Consider the following 17,361-nt stretch of genomic DNA (forward strand, 5'->3'; position numbering starts at 1 on the left):
CGGCCGGTGCCCCGCTCAGGGATCTCGGTCAGCCGGAGAACACCGCGGCGACCAGCCGCTGCTGGGCCTGCTGGAAGGCCGCCGCGACGGACATCTCCGGGTCGTCCACGTAGTTCAGACCGGCGGTCAGGATCCGGCGGCCGTCGGCGGAGCCGTACATCAGCGCCGCCGAGCCGATGGTGGCGCCGTTGTGGTGGTAGATCGTGCCGCCGGCCGGGCCGAGGTCCTGGGCGAACAGCCCGAGGCCGTAGCCGACCCGCTCCTCCGGGGTGCGCATCTCGGCCAGCAGCCCGGCGGGCAGCAGTCGCCCGCTCATCAGGGCGGCGAAGTAGGTGTGGAGGTCCTGGGTGGTCGAGATCATGTCGCCGCCCGCCGCGACCCAGCTGGGGTCGTGCCGGGTGACGTCGAGCGTCCGCTCCTGCCCGCCGTCCTGGTAGCGGTAGTAGCCGTGGTGGTGCGGCTCGGGGAGCTCGGGCGAGCTGCCCGGTGCCACGGTGCCGGTCAGCCCCAGCGGGGCCAGGACCAGCCGCCGCAGCTCCTCGGCGAACGTCCGGCCGGTGGCCCGCTCGATCACCAGCCGGGCCAGCACGTAGTTGGTGTTGGAGTAGCTCCAGCCCTCCCCCGGCGCGAACCGCGGCGCCCGGGACAGCGCCAGCCGGACCAGCTCCTCGGGGCGGTAGCTGTGGAAGCGCAGGTCCACCCACTCCTTGCCGCGCCAGGGGACGCCGGGCTCGACCGTGCCGTCCGCCAGCAGCTCGCCGGTGTGGCTGAACACGCCGCTGGTGTGCTGGAGCAGCATCCGTACGGTGATCCGCTGGTCCAGCCCGAACTCGGGCAGGTAGTGGTCGGCGGGGGTGTCCAGGCCGATCCGGCCCTCGGCGACCAGCAGCAGCACCGTGGTGGCGACGAAGCTCTTGGTGCTGCTGCCGATCCGGAAGTGCCCGTCGGTCAGCGGCGCGGCGGCGCTGTCCAGTTCGCGGGCTCCGGCGCTGCCGGCCCAGCTGCCCTGTTCGTCGCTCACCCGCAGCTGGACGCCGAGGAAGCCGGAGCCGGCCAGTTCCTCGATCGCCCGCCGCAGCTCCGGTCGGTCCTGGCCCTGGCCGGAGTCGGCGGATCGGTCGGTGTGGTGGGACTGGACGGTGGTCATGGGTGCTCCCCGGTGTTCGTCGTGCCCGGACCGTTGTCCGGCTGCTGCGACGAATCTCCACCCTGCCCCAGGGGCGGCCTCAAGCGTGACCCGGCTCACAGCGGCGCCGCGCGCCGCGCCGCGGACTCAGCCGGCGGCTCAGCCGGCGACCTCCACGGTCACGTCGTAACTGCGCTGGTTCGGTGTGCAGTTGAGGGCCTCGCCGCAGACGGTGCGGAAGGCGGTCAGGTGGGCCGTCCCCGCCGTACGGGCGGTGAAGGAGGTGGTGACGGTGCCGCAGCCGCCGCCGGGGCGGCAGGAGGGGGACGGCGCGGTGGTCGGGGAACCGGTCGGGGCGACCACCGCGGGGGCGGAGCTGGTGGCGCCGGACCAGTACGTCCCCTGGAGTTCGACCGAGACGGTGGCCCCGACGGACACCTTCACCGTGGTGTGGTTGGCCTTCTCGTCGGCGGTCACGGTCACGGCGGCCGGTGTGGTCACGGCCGTGACCGTCGGTGCCGGGGCGGAGGCCGCCGTGGAGGGGCCGGTGGAGCCGCAGCCCGTCAGGGCCAGCAGGGCGGCGGCGCAGCCGAGGACGAGGACGGCGGGTCTGTTGAGCTTCACGGGGGTTCCTTCGGGACGGGGTTGGCAGCGGTACCGGTTGGACGCACGGGACGCCGGATCGGATCCCCCCCGAATGCGGAAATACCGCACCGGGGCGGGCGCGAGGCCCACCCCGGTGCGTCGAGCCGAGGCGATCGTCAGGAGACGGTCACGTCGTCGTAGTAGGTGTAGGTCGGGTCACCCGGGTAGTTGTCGTCGTGGTTGCTCAGGGTGAGCGTGTACGAGTGGCCCGGGGTGACGGTGGCCGTCTTGTTGGTCCAGCTGCCGGTGGTGGTGCAGGTCTTGGCGAGGACCGTGGTGGTCGTGCCGGTGGTGTTGTCCTTCAACGTGGCGGTGGCCCAGTCGTAGGTCACCGTGTCGTCGCAGGTGTTGCTGTACCAGAAGGACAGCTTGCTGGAGCCGGTCGGCGCGGTGAAGGTCTGGGTGACGGAGGAGTCCCCGGTCGGGTTGGTGGAGCCGACCATCGCGCCGTAGCTGCCGCTGTGCGCCGCGCCCGTGGTGGCGGAGGTGGAGCCGGCGGCGGTCCAGCCGCTCAGGCTGCCGGTCTCGAAGCCGCCGTTGGTGACGGCGTTGCCGCCGCCGGAGCCGCCGGACTCGGTCCAGCTGAACGTGGTGCTGCCCGCGGCGCCGGTGGTGTCGGTCGCGGTGACCGTCACGCTGGAGGTGCCGGCGGCGGTCGGGGTGCCGGAGATCAGGCCGGTCGAGGAGTTGATCGACAGGCCGGCGGGCAGGCCGGTGGCCGAGTAGGTCAGGGTCTGACCGGAGGCGGAGTCGCTCGCGCTGATCTGCAGGCTGGCCGCGGTGCCGACGGTGCCGGACTGGTTGCCCGGGTTGGTGACGGTGACCGTGTTGGTGTTGCCGTGGTTCAGGATGGCGTGCGTGATGGCGCAGGAGTTGGTGTCGTTCGACCAGCTGGCCTGCTCGGCGAAGGTGCCGTAGGAGCCGAAGGAGACGTTGGCGGCGCCGCCGGTGGAGCCGGGCTGGATCCAGGCGCACTCGTCCGAGTTCTCCTGGCCGTTGTACGAGCTGCCGGAGACGTGGTTGGTCCAGCCGCCGGCCGGGTTCTGGTCGGACATCATCTCGTGCCACTCGTGGCCGAGGGTCATCGTGAAGCCGTCCAGCGTGCCGGGCGAGTTGACGAAGCCGACGCCGCAGCTGGCGCCCTGGTCGATGTTGTACGGCTGGTTGGAGAAGGCGATGTCGCCGTAGGGCGAGCTGGCCGCACCGCCGGTGAGGGTGGTGTCACCGTTCCAGTCGTGCCAGGCGCAGTACCCGGTGGTGGGGTTCTGGTAGTCGTCCGGGTTGGTGCCGTGCGGCGACAGGATGATGTAGTACGCGTCACGGTTGGAGGCGGCCGTGGTGTTGCCGAAGTGGCCGGCGGCCTTGACGGACTCCTGCGCCAGCTGGTTGCCGGTGGCCGAGGCGGGCGAGGGGGCCGCGTTGTCGTACCAGACACCGGAGAGCACGCCGCCGCTCTGGTACGGGATGAAGTTGGCGTTCGACGGGCAGCTGACCGCACCGGTGGCGACGTTGGGGCCGTCGCACCACTGGGTCAGGTCGGCCGACCAGGTCTCGCCGTTGGTGCCGATGCCCTTGAACATCTGCTGGGTGGCACCTGCCGCGCCGGCCGAGTCGCCGGAGAACTTGGCGTTGCCGTTGGCGTCGGTGGTCTGGGTGCCCCACTGGCTGCCGTAGAAGACCAGGTAGACCTTGGAGTGACCGCTCTGCACGCCGATGCCGTCGACACCGCCGCCGTAGGAGAGCGTCTCCTGGCCGGTGGCCGCGGCCTGGGCGTGGGCGGCCATCCACTCCTTGTACTTCTTCTGCTGCTGCTTGCCCATCACCGCGCCGTGGCGGTACGGGTGGCCGTTCTGAGGGCTCCAGGGGTTGAACTCGTTGTTGACGCTGCCCGAGGAGCTGGAGATGTCCTGGGCGGCGGCCGGTCCGGCCGCGCCGGCGAGACCGGCGGCGGCGAGCGCTATGGACGCCAGGCCGGTGAGCGCCGCGTTCTTCGCGCGCCGCATTCTGGGGGAGTGACCCATGGGGTGAGGGTGCCTCTCTGCTTGCCGATCGCCCATTGCGGCTGGGGGCCGCGAACGATCCCTTTGTGGGGAAGGAGCAACAGGCGGAATCCACCGGGCGCCGAATCCGGTTCTATCTTCCGGACAGCCGGAATTGACGGTCTCTCGGTGGGGCCAGCTGCTTGGGCATGAAGGAAAGCAGAGTTGATGAACGGTGGTCAACGGCTGCGGGTAAGGAAACATTAAGAACGGTGTTCGGGCAGGTGAAGAGCCTGTCGGGAAGTCAATTCGAGGCCTGCGACATTCACTGAATATCGCTCGGAAGACTGTTTCGACATTCGGTGAAACGTCGCCGTTTCAACATTGCAGCTTTTCCGGACCAGCAGTCACGACCACCGTCACGAGCACCCCTCGGGACCGCCCCTCAAGGCCGTCCCTCACGGCCCCTGTCACAGCCGCCCGCCGGCGCTGTCCGCAGACAACCGCTGGGCCAGGTACACCGGGACGACCGAGAGCAGCACCAGCACCGCCGCCACCACGTTCACCACCGGGGCCTGGTTGGGGCGCGCCAGGTTGGCGTAGATCCAGACCGGCAGGGTCTGGACGGCCGGGCCGGCCGTGAAGGTGGTCACCACGATCTCGTCGAAGGACAGCGCGAAGGCCAGCAGGCCGCCCGCGAGCAGGGCCGACCGCACGGCCGGGAAGGTGACGTACCGGAAGGTCTGGAAGGTGTGGGCGCCGAGGTCCGCCGAGGCCTCCTCGGCGGAGGGGGCCAGCCGGCGCAGCCGGGCGAGGACGTTGTTGAACACCACCACCACGCAGAAGGTGGCGTGCCCGATCACCACGGTGAGCAGGCCGAAGCCGATGCCGGCCGGGCCCAGCACGGTGCGAAAGGCGGCGTTGAGCGCGATGCCGGTGACGATGCCGGGCAGCGCGATCGGCAGGATCACCAGGAAGGACACCGCCTGGCGGCCGAAGAACCGGTACCGCTGGACGGCGAAGGCCGTCATGGTGCCCAGCACCAGCGCCACCAGGGTGGCCCCCGCCCCGGCCTGGAGCGAGGAGACCAGGGCGCTGCGGGCGCCCTCGGACTGCCAGGCCCGGACCCACCACTCGGTGGTGAGCCCGGTCGGCGGCCAGGCGAAGGAGCGGTCCCGGTTCAGCGAGTTGACCAGCACCAGCAGCAGCGGCAGGTAGACGACGGCGAGGCCGAGGAAGGTGGCCGCGCGCAGCGCGATCCGGGTGCGGCGGGAGAGGATCACGGGGGTACGCCTCCGAGGGGGGTGTCCTAGGGCGTGTCTGACAATTCGCGTCGGATCAGCGTGCGGCGTTGGGGTGCGTGCATCGCAAGGCGGAGGAGGGAGTCCATGCGGAGCATCGGCGACTGACGACAACGCGGCGAGGTGCGTGCCCCGGCGTCGCGCGCCCGGCGGGAATTGTCAGACACGCCCTAGAAGGAGTCCAGGGCGCCGGTGCGGCGCACGGCGAGCAGGTAGCCGACAATCATCACCACCGGGACGCAGGACAGCGCGGCGGCCAGCGGCAGGTTGAGCGTCACGTTGTCGGCGATCGCGGTGCCCAGCACCTGGGTCTTGCCGCCGACGATCCGTACGGTGATGTAGTCGCCCAGGCTGAGCGAGAAGGTGAACACCGACCCGGCGAACACCGAGGGCAGGACCAGCGGGAGGACGACCGAGCGGAAGGTCCGCCAGGCGGAGGCGCCCAGGTCGGCGGAGGCGTCGAGCAGGTTTCCGGGCAGGTTCTCCAGCCCGGCGAAGACCGGCAGGATCATGTACGGCAGCCACAGGTAGGCGAGGACCAGGACCACCGCCGTGGTGCCGTACCCCGGGCTGGACAGCCCGAACGGGGCGCCGAGCCGGTCCAGCACGCCGCCCTGGCTGAGGATGACCCGCCAGGCGTAGGCCTTCACCAGGTAGCTGGCCCACAGCGGCGTCAGGACGGCCACCACCAGCAGCTTGCGGGTGCGCGGCCGGGCGATCCGGGCCATGTAGAAGGCCATCGGGAAGGCCACCACGGCGTCGATCACGGTGACGGCGGCGGCGATGCCGAGCGTGCGCAGGGCGACCGTCCGGTAGACCGGCTCGGTGAGGACGGTGTGGAAGTTGGCGGTGTTCCAGACCCGGACGAGGTCGTAGGTGAAGTCGTCGACCGCCCAGAAGGCCGACAGCAGCAGGACGGCCAGCGAGCCCAGGTAGGCGAGCAGCAGCCAGGCCATCGGGGCGGACAGCAGCAGTGCCAGCCGCAGCCCGGCGTGCCGGTGCAGCACGGCGGCGGCCCGCCGCACGCCGCCCCGCCGCGGCTGCCGTACCGGGGCGGTCGCGGCGGCCGTTCCGGTCGTGCCGGTCGGGTCGGTCGTGCCGGTCGCGGTCATCAGCCCTTGATCTCGGTCCAGGCGGACGTCCAGGCGGCGTAGTCGGTGCAGGCCACCGTGCGGCCGTCCAGGCAGCTCCTGACCGGGGTGGTCCAGTAGTACACGTCCTTCCAGTAGGCCTCGTCGGCGGCGTGGAAGGTGGCGCAGAAGCCCTTGTCGGTGTTGAGGTCGCAGGCCTTGGAGTTGGCCGGCGCCTCGCCGAACCACTGGGCGACCTGGGCGTTGGCGGTCGGCGAGACGATCCAGTTCATCCACTGGTAGGCGCAGTTGGGGTGGGCGGCCTTGGCGGACACCATCCAGGTGTCGGACCAGCCGGTGGCGCCCTCCTTCGGCAGAACGGCCTTGACCGGCGCCTTGTCGGCCTGGGCCAGGTTGGCGATCACCTGCCAGCTGGTGCCGACCACGGTGTCCCCGGTCTTGAAGGAGTTCTCCGACTTCTGGAAGTCGCTCCAGTACTCGCCGATCGCCTTGTGCTGGGTCTTCAACAGGTCGGCGGCCGCCTTGAGCTGGGCGGCGTCCAGGGCGTACGGGTTGGTGATGCCGAGCTCCGGCCTGGTCTTCATCAGGTAGAGCGCGGCGTCGGCGATGTAGATCGGGGAGTCGTAGGCGGTGACGTGGCCGGTGTAGGGCGCGGCGCCGTCGAAGACCACGCTCCAGGAGTCGGGGGCCGGGGTGACCTTGTCGGTGCGGTACATCAGCAGGTTGGCGCCGCGGCCGTGCGGGATGCCGTACATCTGGCCGTTGACCGAGTTCCAGGGCTGGTTCTTGAGGCCGTCGAAGACGTCCGCGTAGTTCTGCACCAGGGCGGTGTTGACGGGGGCGACGTCGCCGGCCGCGATCAGCCGCAGGGTCGCGTCGCCGGAGGCCGAGACGGCGTCGTACTGGCCGGTCTTCATCAGCGAGACCATCTCGTCGGAGGTCCCGGCGATCTTCGTGTTGACCTTGCAGCCGGTCTGCTGCTCGAAGGGGTGGACCCAGTCGACGCTCTTGTCGTCCGAGCCGTCCTCGGCGTAGCCGGCCCAGGCGACCAGGTTCACCTGGCCCTCCCCGGCGCCCAGGGACTGGAGCATCGGCAGCTTCGGCGGGTTCAGCCCGTGCGAGCCGTTCGCGGTGCCCGTGCCGCCACTGCTGCTGCCGCACCCTGCGGCGAGCAGGACGGCGGCGGTGGCGGCGGCCGCGGCGCGGGCGATCAGGGGGATGCGCATGGCGGGGTGTTCCGATCTTCGGTGAGGGGGTGGGGGTGGGTCAGGAACCGACCCGGACGGTGTGCTTGCGCTGCCAGGCCAGGACGACCTCGGTGCCGCGGTGGCGCAGCACGTCGGCGGAGCCCTCGTCGACGTTCTGCCGGACGGCGGTCAGCCGCCCGCCCGCCTCCAGGTCCACCAGGAACCGGGTGTGGCCGCCCGCGTAGACGACCTCGGCGACCCGCCCGGTGGCGGACAGCTCGTCCGGCCCGGCCGGGTCGTCCGGGTGCGCTATCCGGATCTTCTCCGGGCGGACGCTGAACAGTCCGGCCTGGCCCACCACCTGCTCGGCGGCCGGGCCGTCCAGCAGGTTGGAGGTGCCGACGAAGCCGGCCACGAAGGCGGTGGCCGGATGCTCGTACACCTCGGCGGGCGGGCCGACCTGCTCGATCCGGCCCGCGTTGAACACCGCGACGCGGTCGCTCATCGTCAGCGCCTCGTCCTGGTCGTGAGTGACGAACACGAAGGTGATCCCGACCTCGCGCTGGATCCGCTTGAGCTCGGCCTGCATCTCGTGCCGCAGTTTCAGGTCGAGCGCACCGAGCGGCTCGTCCAGCAGCAGCACCTTCGGGCGGTTCACCAACGCCCTTGCCAGCGCGACGCGTTGGCGCTGACCGCCGGAGAGCTGGTCCGGGCGGCGGCGCTCGAAGCCCGCCAGCCGGACCATGGCGAGCGCCGCCCGCACCCGCTCGGCCCGTTCGGACTTCGGCACCCGGCGGACCATCAGGCCGTAGCCGACGTTCTGTTCGATCGTCATGTGCGGGAACAGCGCGTAATCCTGGAACACCGTGTTGACGTCCCGGTCGAACGGCGGCAGGCCGGTGACGTCGGCGCCGCCCAGCAGGACCCGTCCGGCGCTCGGGGCCTCGAAGCCCGCGATCATGCGCAGCACGGTGGTCTTCCCGGAGCCGGAGGGCCCGAGCATCGCGAAGAACTCGCCCTCGCCGATGTCCAGGTCGACGCCGTCGACCGCGCGGACCTGGCCGTCGAAGGTCTTGGCCAGCCCTTCGAGCCGGACCGCGCCGGGGGCCGGCTCCGGTCGGGGTGGACGCTCGTGGCTGCTCAACTCCGATGGCCCTTCTGGCTGGTACGACAAGCGGACGGTACGGGCGGGGTCGTCCCGCCGGTCCGCACGGTTTCGCGCGGTTCGCACGGAACCCTAGGAAGGGATCACCCCGCCAGGCTATGGACGCCCGCACGGTCTTCCGTCGGCGAGTTGTGCGGCGCTACAGTCCGGCGCATGCCGGTGACGCTGCGCGATCTGCTTCGGGAAGAGGGCCTCGGCCTGCGACTGTGCACCGGCACGGCCGGGCTCGACCGGGTCGTGCGCTGGGCCGCGGTGACCGAACTCGCCGACCCGACGCAGTGGTTGACGGGCGGCGAGCTGCTCCTCACCACCGGCCTGCGGCAGCGCGGCGCCGCCGCGCAGACCGCCTTCGTCCAGCGGGTGGCGGCCGCCGGCGCCTCGGGGATCGGCTTCGGCACCGGGCTGAGCCACCCTGCCGTCCCACGGGCCACCGTCGCCGAGGCCGAGCGGCAGGGCCTGGCGGTGCTGGAGGTCCCGTACGAGACGCCGTTCATCGCGGTGAACCGGCTGGTCGCCGAGCGGATCACGGCCGAGGACCACAGCGCGCAGCGGCGGCTGGTCGACCAGCACGACCTGCTGGTCCAGGCGCTGCTCGGCGGCGAGGGCCTGACCGCACTGCTGCGGGTGCTGAGCCGGGCCTGCGGCTCGGAGGTCGCCGTGCTGGACCGGCACGGGGTGGTGCTGGCCGCCGCTCCGGAGCGGCCGGAGGCGCTGCTCGCGGAGCTGCGGGCGGCCGGGCGGCCCGGTGGTCCGGCGGCGGGGCACCCGGGCGCCGGGCACCCGGGCGCACAGGGGCCCGGCGGCGCCGGGCCGCTGCGGCTGCCGGTGCAGGTCGACGGGGTGGTCGCGGCCTTCCTCTGCCTGCGCTCGGCAGGCCCGGCGGCGGACGTCCTCCCGTACGCCGCCCGGCTGGTCGGACTGGAGCTGGCCCGCCGTCAGGCCCACCTGGCCGGGCGGCGGGAGCTGGTCGGCCAGGTCGTCGAGGACATCGTGCGGGACGTGATCGCACCGGCCGCCGCCGAGCGCCGGCTGGCCGCCTTCAGGCTCGACCCCCAGGCCGCCCACCGGGTGGTGCTGGGCCGACTGGCGCCGGAGGGCGCCGGGCCCGGGGCCGGGGCGGAGGCGGACCGGCGGCTCGCCCGGCTGCCCTGGCTGCCGACGGAGCACCCCGACTCCCCCGAGCCGGTGCTCACCGCCGTCGTCAACCGGTACCTGGTGGCGGTGCTCCCCCGCTCCGCGCCGGTCGACGACCTCGCCCGGCGCTTCCGCACCGCGCTCGCCGGCCTGGACGCCCGCGCCGCGGTCGGCATCGGCGGCTGCTACCGGGGCGTCGACGGGCTGCGCTGGAGCTGGTTCGAGGCCCAGGCCGCCCTCGCCAAGGGCCCCGGGGTGCACGGCGGCGACCCGCTCAACCTGCCCCGGCTGCTGCTGTCCAGCCCCGACCTGCCGTTGAAGCAGCTCGCCGTCGAGGTGCTGCGCCCGCTCACCCGCTTCGACGAGGCCAACCGCGCCGACCTGGTCACGACCCTGCACGCCTACCTCGCCGCGGACTGCTCGGTGCAGGCGGTCGCCGACCGGCTGTACGTCCACCGCAACACCGTCCGCTACCGGCTGGACCGGATCGAGCGGCTCACCGGCCGCTCCCTGGCGTCCATGCAGGACCGCTTCCAGCTCTGGCTGGCGCTGCTCGCCGCCTACCCCGAACGGCAACCGGCCGTGCAGCCGCAGGACTGACGGTCGACTGACGGTCGCGGTCAACCTCAGCCACCGGGGGATCGCAGGCTGGATCGACCGCACCATCAACGGCGAGACCTGACAGCTGCGGGGACAGGACGAACCTGCGTGCGCCGGCGCACGCCGAGGCCCCCGGGGTCCGCCGTGCTCGCTGCGCGGACGGCGGGCTCCGGGGGCCGGTGTCGTTCCTACCCGGTCACTGACAGGCCTTGCGGCCGTGGTTCGCCTTCTTCTTCCGTCGGGCCTTCTTCTTGCGGGCGCGCTTGGACATCGTGCTGTTCCTCGTCGTTCGTGGGTGGGTGGGGAGGTGGGTGCGGTTCAGACGGCCCGGCCGACCAGCTGGTCGGCGAGCTTCGCCAGGCGCTTCTGCGAGCGCTCCTCCTGGGCGGCCTGGGCCGTGGGCGCGGCGACGCCGCCGTCGTAGTAGGCGCCGTTGACGACCTCGGCGTCCGGCAGGCAGAGCCGGACCACGGCCGCCGCGCCCTCCGCCGCCGGTGCGCCGACCCGCCCGTACAGCGGCAGCAGCGCGGTGTCGCACAGGCCCGGGTTGAGGCTGACGGCGGTGATGCCGGAACCGGCCGGCGCCATCTCGGCGGTCGCCATGGTGAGCGCCAGCTGCGACTGGGCGTACGCGGCCACCCGGGAGTACTTCTTCACCCGGTGCGGGTCCGACCAGTTCATCGACGCGGTGCGGTGCAGGGAGGAGGACACGTTGACGATCCGGGCGTCCCCGGCCGCCGAGAGCGGGGCCCGGAGCAGCTTGGCCAGCAGGTGCGCGGCAAGGAAGTTGACCTGCAGCGAGAGCTCGTTGCCGTCGTCGGTCAGGGTGCAGCGCTCGGGCGCCATCACGGCGGCGTTGTTCACCAGCAGGTCCAGCGCCGGGTAGTGCTTGACGACCGTGCCGGCCAGCACCGCGACCTCCGACAGCTTGGTGAAGTCGGCCGCCAGCTCGACGAGTTGGTCACGGCGGGCCCCGGCGGCGATCAGTCGGCCCACGGCGTCCTCCGCCTCGGCGGTGGTCCGGGCGTGCACCAGGACGTTCGCTCCCAGCCCGGCGAGCAGCCGGGCGGTCTCCCAGCCGATGCCGGAGGAGGCACCGGTGACGAGGGCGATACGGGCGGACAGAACAGTGTCGGACATGACCCATCCAAGGGTGGTAGGCATCGGCGGGGTGCGGCGACGGGCGGCGCGCGGCCGCCCGCGCCGGGGCCGCCGGTGCGGGAAGGTGTGGTGCGAGTTGGGATGTGGTGCGGGAAGCGCCGACCCGCCCCCGCCCTCGGAGCCGAACGGGGCGGGGGACGGGCGGCGGTGATCGGCACGGGCCCGGCGAAACGGAGCCGGGCCCGTACGCACGGCCGGTGACCAGCGGGAAGGAGCTCGGTACTACCGGACGGCAGTGGCGACCGCGACCGCGACGACGAACCGCGGCCGACTATGCGGCGGGCGGTCGTGGTGGCGGGTCGAGCGGTGCATGCCGTCCATCAAAGCCCGCGCGGGTGCCCGGGGCAAGCTCCGTCACCCGCCCTGACGAACTCCTGACGCTCCCCTGACGCGGGACCACGCGGGACCACGCGGAACCACGCAGGACCACGCGTGACCACGGCAGGGGTGCCGGCTCCCGCCAAGGTTCCGTCAGCAACCGCCCTGGCGCCGCCAGGCTTTCGTCAACGGGCCGGGGCTGGCGGGCGCGGACTGCCGTACTGGACGCATGCCGATCCACCCCGTGCCCGCCCTCGACCGGTCCGCCCTCGACCCGTCCCCCGTCGACCCGTCCCCCGTCGACCTGTCCGCCGTCGAGCGGCCCGGTGCGAGCCTGTTGCCAGCCCACGTCGACCGGAGCGGACACGGCGGCCGGTGGGCGGACGACCCCGACGCGGTCCGCGCGCTGCTGGTGCACTGCGGGCCGGAACGGCTGCTGCGAGGGGACCCGGCGCGCCTGGACCCGACGGTCCTGGCCCGCTTCGGGCGGGGGCAGTTCCACGCGCCGGACCGCTTCCTGCCCCTGCTCGGCCGGATCTTCACCCACCTCACCCCGTGGGTGCGAGTGCTGCACGTCCACGCGGAGCGGCCGCGGCCGGTGTCCCGGCACACGGCGGCCTGGGTCCGCCCGTTGGGCGCGGCGGACGAGGCTCACCTCGACCGCTTCGCCCGGCGCTCGACCACCCTCGGCCGCCCCGTCGGCCGCCCCGTCGGCCCGCACTGGATCGCCGAGACCTGGGGCGGCCACCGCGCCCTCGCCGCCGGCGGCTACGCCTGGGGTGCGTTCCTGGGCCCGTACCTGGCCTCGCTGGCGTGCGGCTACCTCGTCGGCCGCGAGCACCTGGACCTCGCGGTGGCCACCGACCCGGCCTTCCGCCGCCTCGACCTGGCCCTCGCCTGCGTCCACGCCGCCACCGCCGCCGCCCGCGCCCGGGGACTCACCCCGACCTGGTCGGCCCCCAGCGGCAATCACGCCAGCCGCGCCCTGGCCGAGGCGGCCGGCTTCCGCCCGGTGCGCCGGGAGCTGGTGCACTGGGCGGGCCCACGGCGCACCGGCTGACCACGAGCCCGGCCGGGCGTCGTCCGGGCGCTGAACGGCCCGCGCCCCGGGGTGGCGGGGCGCGGGCCTTCGGTGGTGGTTCAGTGGTGGTTCAGCAGTGTTTCAGCGGCGGCCGGTCCGGGCTCAACGGCCCTGGAGGGACTTGACCTTGTCGCCGAAGGTCCAGCCCTTCGAGCCGTCCCAGTTGAGCGACCAGGTCATCAGGCCCTTCAACGCGCCGCCGAAGTTGCCCCAGGCCTGGCCGACCGAGCCCGGGTCCAGGTAGCCGCCGCCCGCGCCCGGCTGGGCCGGCAGGCCGGGCACCTGCTTGTCGTACGGAACGGTGACGGTGGTGCCCTGGACGGTCAGGCCGTTGTTCAGGCAGGTGGTCTGGACGGTGAAGCCCTGCACCGTACCGGCCTGGTAGGAGTCCCCGGAGCAGCCGTACATGCTGCCGTTGTAGTACTGCATGTTCAGCCACCACAGCTGCCCGTTGTCGGCGTACTTCTTGATGATCGGCAGGTAGGCGCCCCAGATGGAGCCGTAGGTGACGCTCCCGCCGGTGACGTACGCGGTCTCGGGGGCCATCGTGAGGCCGAAGCCCTTGGGCATCTGGGCCAGCACGCCGTCGATGATGCGCATCAGGTTGGCCTGGGAGGCGGAGGGCGTCTTGATGTCCCCGCTGCCGGAGAGGCCGGTCTCGATGTCGATGTCGATCCCGTCGAAGTTGTACTTCTTGAGGATCGGGACGACGGTCGCCACGAACCGGTCGGCGACGGTGCTGGAGCTCAGGTCGATGCCGGCGGCGGCGCCGCCGATGGACATCAGGATCGTCGCCCCGGCCGCCTTGGCCTGGCACATCTCGGCGGGGGTGGAGACCTTGACGTTGGCGTCCATGCCGTCCTGCCACAGCACGGTGCCGTCGGAGAGGATCACCGGGAAGGCGGCGTTGATCACGTTGTAGCCGTGGGCGGCGATCCGGCTGTCGGTGATGGGCACCCAGCCCATGCCCGGGTGGACGCCGTTGGCGGCGCCGTCCCAGTTCTCCCAGTAGCCCTGGAGGACCTTGCCCGAGGGCCGGGGCTTGGTCGGGCAGGTGTCACCGCCCGGCGGGGTGGTCGGCGGCGTCGTGGGTGGTGTGGTGGGTGGGGTGGTGGGAGGGGTGGTGGGAGGCGTCGTGGGCGGGGTGGTCGGCGGCGTCGTGGGCGGGGTGGTCGGTGGCGTCGTCGGCGGCGTGGAGCTGCTGCCGCCGGGGCCGGTGAGCGACACGTCGTCCGCGTAGTAGGCGGGCTGCCCGTACCAGCCGTGCAGGTAGACCGTCACCGAGGTGGTGCTCGGCCCGGTGGTGAAGCCGACGCTGAGCTGGCCGTACGAGGCGTTGCCCGGCGCCCAGGTGGACGGGTCGCTGCCACCGGTGCCGCTGGCGCCCAGGTAGACGTAGCTGCCCTGGACGTAAGCGCTCAGCGTGTACTGGGAGTTGGGCTGCACGCTGACGGTCTGGGAGCACTGGGCGGTGTCCTGGCCGGTCGGCGTGGACCGGAGGGCGGCGCTGCCGGAGTGCACCGGGCTGCCGACGACCGCGGCGGTGCCGGGCGAACAGGTCCAGTTGGAGAGTCCGCTCTCGAAGCCGGGGTTGGCCACCAGGTTGGGGGTCGCGGCCCCGGCGGTGACGGAGCCGGTCACCGCGAGGCCGGCGCCGATCAGGGCGGCGGTCCCGACCACGGCGAGGGAGCGGACCAGCACGGTCGGACGGTGCCGGGTCGGGGTCAGGTGTGGACTCGACGCGCGCTCCAGACCCACCCGGCGCGGTGCGCCGCTGGGACGGCCGCCGTCCGGATCGGGGTGGAAACCGCCCGACGGGCGTGGGGTTCGCGACCTCCGACGGAACATGCTGTGCTCCCTTCCCGCCGGGGCGCCATGGGCATGACGACGCGTGGGGGCGTGACGCCCGGCCGTGGGTGAGGTGGGGGGACATGTGGGGCTGTGCCGGACCGGATCGTAGGAGCGGAGCCGGAGTTGGTCAATAGGTCTGGACCACTAAGGTCTGGACCACTTGCCATCTGAGCCGCCCGGATGTCCCCCCCGCCCGCCGAGCCCCGCGCTCCCTCCTCAGAGCAGCACCGCTCCCACCACGGTCGTCGCCACCAGCACCACGATCATCAGCACGTGGTACCGCACGCCCCGCTCCACCGAGCGCCGCCCTGCGGAGGCGTCCAGCGTGAACACGGCCGGATCGGAGGGATCATGATGGACCGTCAGTTCCCTTCCGTACGCTCCGGCCTGGCCCGGGAGGTCGGTCGGGCAGTACGCCGTGACGGCCGTGCCGCCCCGGGTGGTGAAGGACAGCACCGGGGTGATGGTGGTCGAGGTGTGGCCGTCATCGTCGACGCTGACGTCCCTGAGCACCGCGACGACCCGGCCGGGCACCGCCTCCAGCACGGCCAGCCTGCCGAGGCGGGCGGCCTTCTCCTGTACCGCTCGCGGGAGTTGGACGATCCCGGCGACGGCCCACGGGCCCGCGACACCGATCAGGACCCACGGCCACCCCCAGCGGACGGCGGCCAGCGCCACCAGCCCGGCACAGAGCAGGAACAGCGCGAGGGCCGGCCGGCCCAGCCCACGGCCGGGCTGCTCCGGGGCGTTCGAGAACCGGTAGGCGTGCGGACGGCCCGGCGGATACCCGACCCCGACCTCCCGGCCCTCCCACGCGGCGGTGATCGTCTCGCCTCGCTCACCGTCGTTGGTGACCGTGACCTCCTCACCCGAGACCGGGTCCCGGTAGCGGACGACCACCGCGATCCCGCCCTTGCGCGAGCCACCGTGCCGGGGCTGGGTCACCCGGACGATCCGCCCCGTCAGCCGGACCTTCCGCTGGTCCGCGGTCACCCCGGCCAGCGACCTGCCCAGCCCGACCAGAGCCACCACGGCCCACAGCCCGCACCACAGCAACAGGAATCCGTCCCACCCCATCTGCACCCCTCCTCCCGTCCCGTCCGTACCGGTCAGCCGCCGCTGCGCCGCAGCACCTGGCCACGGCCGTCCGCCTCCAGCGTCGCGGAGCCGCCGTCGCCGGTCACCACGATCCTGAGCGTCAGCGCGCCGGTGATCCCGTCGGCGGTCAGCTGCCAGCTCTTCGGGGACTTGACGCCGAGGGTGCTCCGGGCCTCCTCCACCAGGCCGGGGATCCGGTCGTACGGCAGGGAGCGCGGATCGAACCCGAGTCCCTGCCCGGTGCCCGGGAAACCGGCACCCGGGGAACCGGCACTTGGCGAACCGGCACTTGGCGAACCGGCGCCCGGGACACCGCCGGCCGGGTCGAAGACCACCGTCAACTGACGGTCCTGCACGACGACGGTGAGCGCCTGGCGCTGCTCTCCGTCCCGCATCAACGAGTCGACGGCCTTGCGCGGCTCGCCCTGGTCCAGCATGGACTGCCCCGGGCCGAGGGCGACCGTGCCGGTGACCGAGGTCACGGTGATCGTGGCGGACGAGGAGGAGGAGAAGGAGGAGGTGACGGCCGGCCGGGGCGCACCGGCCCCGTCCTCGACCGCGGCGAACAGCTCCGTGCGGAACAGCAGCAGCACGGCACCCGCGCCGAGCAGCAGGCCGAGGACGGTGAGCAGACCGCCCGCACAGCCCGACCCGTGCTCCTCCCGCATCGCCGGACCGGGCACCGAGTCCAGCCGGGCCCCGGCCGCGCGCCGCTCCCACTCCGGCGTCGGCCGCTTCACGATCCGCGCCTTCCACGGTCGGTCCGGCGGGTACTCCACCACCACGACCCCGCGCGGCCGGTAGTCGGGGAGCTCGACGAGGTTGATCTCCTGCCGGATCCCCACCCGGAACGCGGGCGCGTCGTCCGGCACCACGCTCAGCTCGAACCGCACCGGAACGTCACTGGTCTCGCCCCCGACCGCCTCCAGCGCCTCGATCAGCGCCAGCGCCCGGCTCGGCACGACGGCCGCCTCCCGGGCCCGGCGCGGCAGCGAGGCGAGGAAGACCACCAGGCCGTAGCCGACCGGCAGCGCGAGCCCCAGCACGATCAGCGGCGTCCGCCCGAGCACGCACCCGCTGACGAAGCCTGCCAGCGACGCCCCGATCACCCCGCCGGTCAGGAAGCCCAGGGCGAGGTCGGACGGCGTGTTCGGCGAGGGCGGCCCACCCGCGGCTGTCGTCATGCGGCCGATTGTGCACGTCCGGGGCGACCGCCGACAGGCCCTCGGGTGACCGGAACGGTCACAAGCCGATCACAACTCCCGCCCCTTCCTCCCCTCTTGGCGATGGCCGCTCCGCCGGACGAGGGCGGCGCCGCACGCGGCTATGCGCTGCTCACAGTTGCTTGTAGTTTGAGCTCCATGAACAATTGTGAGCAGTGCTGGAGCTACGCGTGACCGCTATCGATCGTATCGCCCTGTCCGGCGCCCGGCTGGTGCTGCCCGGCGGTGTCGTCGAGGGCGGTCGGCTGGCCGTCGAGGGCGACCGGATCGCCGCCCTCACCGGCGGCGCGAGCGGTGGGAAGGCCGAGCCCGGCGACCTCGACCTGACCGGCCACACCGTCGTCCCCGGCTTCGTGGACCTCCACGTCCACGGCGGCGGCGGCGCCTCCTACGCCTCCGGC

General features: G+C 72.9%; 12 protein-coding genes and 3 pseudogenes. 3 read left to right on the forward strand and 12 right to left on the reverse strand.

Annotated elements, in window-relative coordinates:
• Positions 1-28: 28 nt before the first annotated feature.
• The 7 genes from AB0F71_RS21740 to AB0F71_RS21770 form a co-directional block, all read right to left on the reverse strand.
• Positions 29-1,147 carry a serine hydrolase domain-containing protein gene (locus tag AB0F71_RS21740; protein ID WP_360236925.1) on the reverse strand — a complete coding sequence of 373 codons (1,119 nt, stop codon included), beginning with the start codon at positions 1,145-1,147 and terminating at the stop codon, positions 29-31.
• Between the two features lie 138 nt (positions 1,148-1,285).
• Positions 1,286-1,750, reverse strand: a complete 465-nt coding sequence (locus AB0F71_RS21745) for a hypothetical protein (RefSeq protein ID WP_360236928.1) — start codon at positions 1,748-1,750, stop codon at positions 1,286-1,288.
• A 137-nt stretch (positions 1,751-1,887) separates the two neighbouring features.
• On the reverse strand, positions 1,888-3,792 hold the full coding sequence (locus AB0F71_RS21750) for a putative Ig domain-containing protein (protein ID WP_360236931.1): 1,905 nt from the start codon (positions 3,790-3,792) through the stop codon (positions 1,888-1,890).
• 428 nt (positions 3,793-4,220) lie between these two features.
• Positions 4,221-5,033, reverse strand: coding sequence for an ABC transporter permease (locus AB0F71_RS21755; RefSeq protein WP_360236934.1), 813 nt, complete (start codon positions 5,031-5,033; stop codon positions 4,221-4,223).
• A gap of 188 nt (positions 5,034-5,221) precedes the next feature.
• Positions 5,222-6,007: an ABC transporter permease gene (locus AB0F71_RS21760; RefSeq protein WP_360236961.1), complete on the reverse strand. Its 786-nt coding sequence runs from the start codon at positions 6,005-6,007 to the stop codon at positions 5,222-5,224.
• Between the two features lie 155 nt (positions 6,008-6,162).
• Complete coding sequence (locus AB0F71_RS21765) at positions 6,163-7,368, reverse strand: ABC transporter substrate-binding protein (RefSeq protein ID WP_360236937.1); 1,206 nt, start codon at positions 7,366-7,368, stop codon at positions 6,163-6,165.
• Between the two features lie 40 nt (positions 7,369-7,408).
• Positions 7,409-8,473 carry an ABC transporter ATP-binding protein gene (locus AB0F71_RS21770; RefSeq protein ID WP_360236940.1) on the reverse strand — a complete coding sequence of 355 codons (1,065 nt, stop codon included), beginning with the start codon at positions 8,471-8,473 and terminating at the stop codon, positions 7,409-7,411.
• Between the two features lie 174 nt (positions 8,474-8,647).
• Between AB0F71_RS21770 and AB0F71_RS21775 the strand changes: the two genes are divergently transcribed.
• Positions 8,648-10,228 carry a PucR family transcriptional regulator ligand-binding domain-containing protein gene (locus AB0F71_RS21775; protein ID WP_360236943.1) on the forward strand — a complete coding sequence of 527 codons (1,581 nt, stop codon included), beginning with the start codon at positions 8,648-8,650 and terminating at the stop codon, positions 10,226-10,228.
• 318 nt (positions 10,229-10,546) lie between these two features.
• On the opposite strand, the gene AB0F71_RS21780 is transcribed toward AB0F71_RS21775, so the two are convergent.
• A complete protein-coding gene (locus AB0F71_RS21780; RefSeq protein WP_360236946.1) occupies positions 10,547-11,368 on the reverse strand; it encodes an SDR family NAD(P)-dependent oxidoreductase in 822 nt (273 codons plus the stop codon).
• A 568-nt stretch (positions 11,369-11,936) separates the two neighbouring features.
• Between AB0F71_RS21780 and AB0F71_RS21785 the strand changes: the two genes are divergently transcribed.
• Positions 11,937-12,767, forward strand: coding sequence for a GNAT family N-acetyltransferase (locus AB0F71_RS21785; RefSeq protein ID WP_360236949.1), 831 nt, complete (start codon positions 11,937-11,939; stop codon positions 12,765-12,767).
• Between the two features lie 123 nt (positions 12,768-12,890).
• On the opposite strand, the pseudogene AB0F71_RS21790 reads toward AB0F71_RS21785, so the two are convergent.
• The 4 genes and pseudogenes from AB0F71_RS21790 to AB0F71_RS21805 form a co-directional block, all read right to left on the reverse strand.
• Positions 12,891-13,847 (reverse strand): annotated as a pseudogene (locus tag AB0F71_RS21790) (chitinase); the annotation flags it as partial.
• A gap of 210 nt (positions 13,848-14,057) precedes the next feature.
• Positions 14,058-14,636 (reverse strand): annotated as a pseudogene (locus AB0F71_RS21795) (carbohydrate binding domain-containing protein); the annotation flags it as partial.
• 219 nt (positions 14,637-14,855) lie between these two features.
• Positions 14,856-15,716: a DUF3592 domain-containing protein gene (locus AB0F71_RS21800; protein WP_360236952.1), complete on the reverse strand. Its 861-nt coding sequence runs from the start codon at positions 15,714-15,716 to the stop codon at positions 14,856-14,858.
• A 32-nt stretch (positions 15,717-15,748) separates the two neighbouring features.
• A complete protein-coding gene (locus AB0F71_RS21805; protein WP_360236955.1) occupies positions 15,749-16,921 on the reverse strand; it encodes a hypothetical protein in 1,173 nt (390 codons plus the stop codon).
• Between the two features lie 209 nt (positions 16,922-17,130).
• On the opposite strand from AB0F71_RS21805, the pseudogene AB0F71_RS21810 reads away from it, so the two are divergent.
• A pseudogene (locus AB0F71_RS21810) lies at positions 17,131-17,361 on the forward strand (N-acetylglucosamine-6-phosphate deacetylase); the annotation flags it as partial.

Origin of the sequence: Kitasatospora sp. NPDC028055 (assembly GCF_040637885.1) — a bacterium.
Lineage (GTDB): Bacteria > Actinomycetota > Actinomycetes > Streptomycetales > Streptomycetaceae > Kitasatospora.

Coding starts and splice junctions, on each gene's coding strand:
- AB0F71_RS21740 (WP_360236925.1), bottom strand. CDS start 1,147: ATGACCACCGTCCAGTCCCACCACACCGACCGATCCGCCGACTCCGGC.
- AB0F71_RS21750 (WP_360236931.1), bottom strand. CDS start 3,792: ATGGGTCACTCCCCCAGAATGCGGCGCGCGAAGAACGCGGCGCTCACC.
- AB0F71_RS21760 (WP_360236961.1), bottom strand. CDS start 6,007: ATGGCCTGGCTGCTGCTCGCCTACCTGGGCTCGCTGGCCGTCCTGCTG.
- AB0F71_RS21765 (WP_360236937.1), bottom strand. CDS start 7,368: ATGCGCATCCCCCTGATCGCCCGCGCCGCGGCCGCCGCCACCGCCGCC.
- AB0F71_RS21775 (WP_360236943.1), top strand. CDS start 8,648: ATGCCGGTGACGCTGCGCGATCTGCTTCGGGAAGAGGGCCTCGGCCTG.
- AB0F71_RS21780 (WP_360236946.1), bottom strand. CDS start 11,368: ATGTCCGACACTGTTCTGTCCGCCCGTATCGCCCTCGTCACCGGTGCC.
- AB0F71_RS21785 (WP_360236949.1), top strand. CDS start 11,937: ATGCCGATCCACCCCGTGCCCGCCCTCGACCGGTCCGCCCTCGACCCG.
- AB0F71_RS21800 (WP_360236952.1), bottom strand. CDS start 15,716: ATGGGGTGGGACGGATTCCTGTTGCTGTGGTGCGGGCTGTGGGCCGTG.
- AB0F71_RS21805 (WP_360236955.1), bottom strand. CDS start 16,921: ATGACGACAGCCGCGGGTGGGCCGCCCTCGCCGAACACGCCGTCCGAC.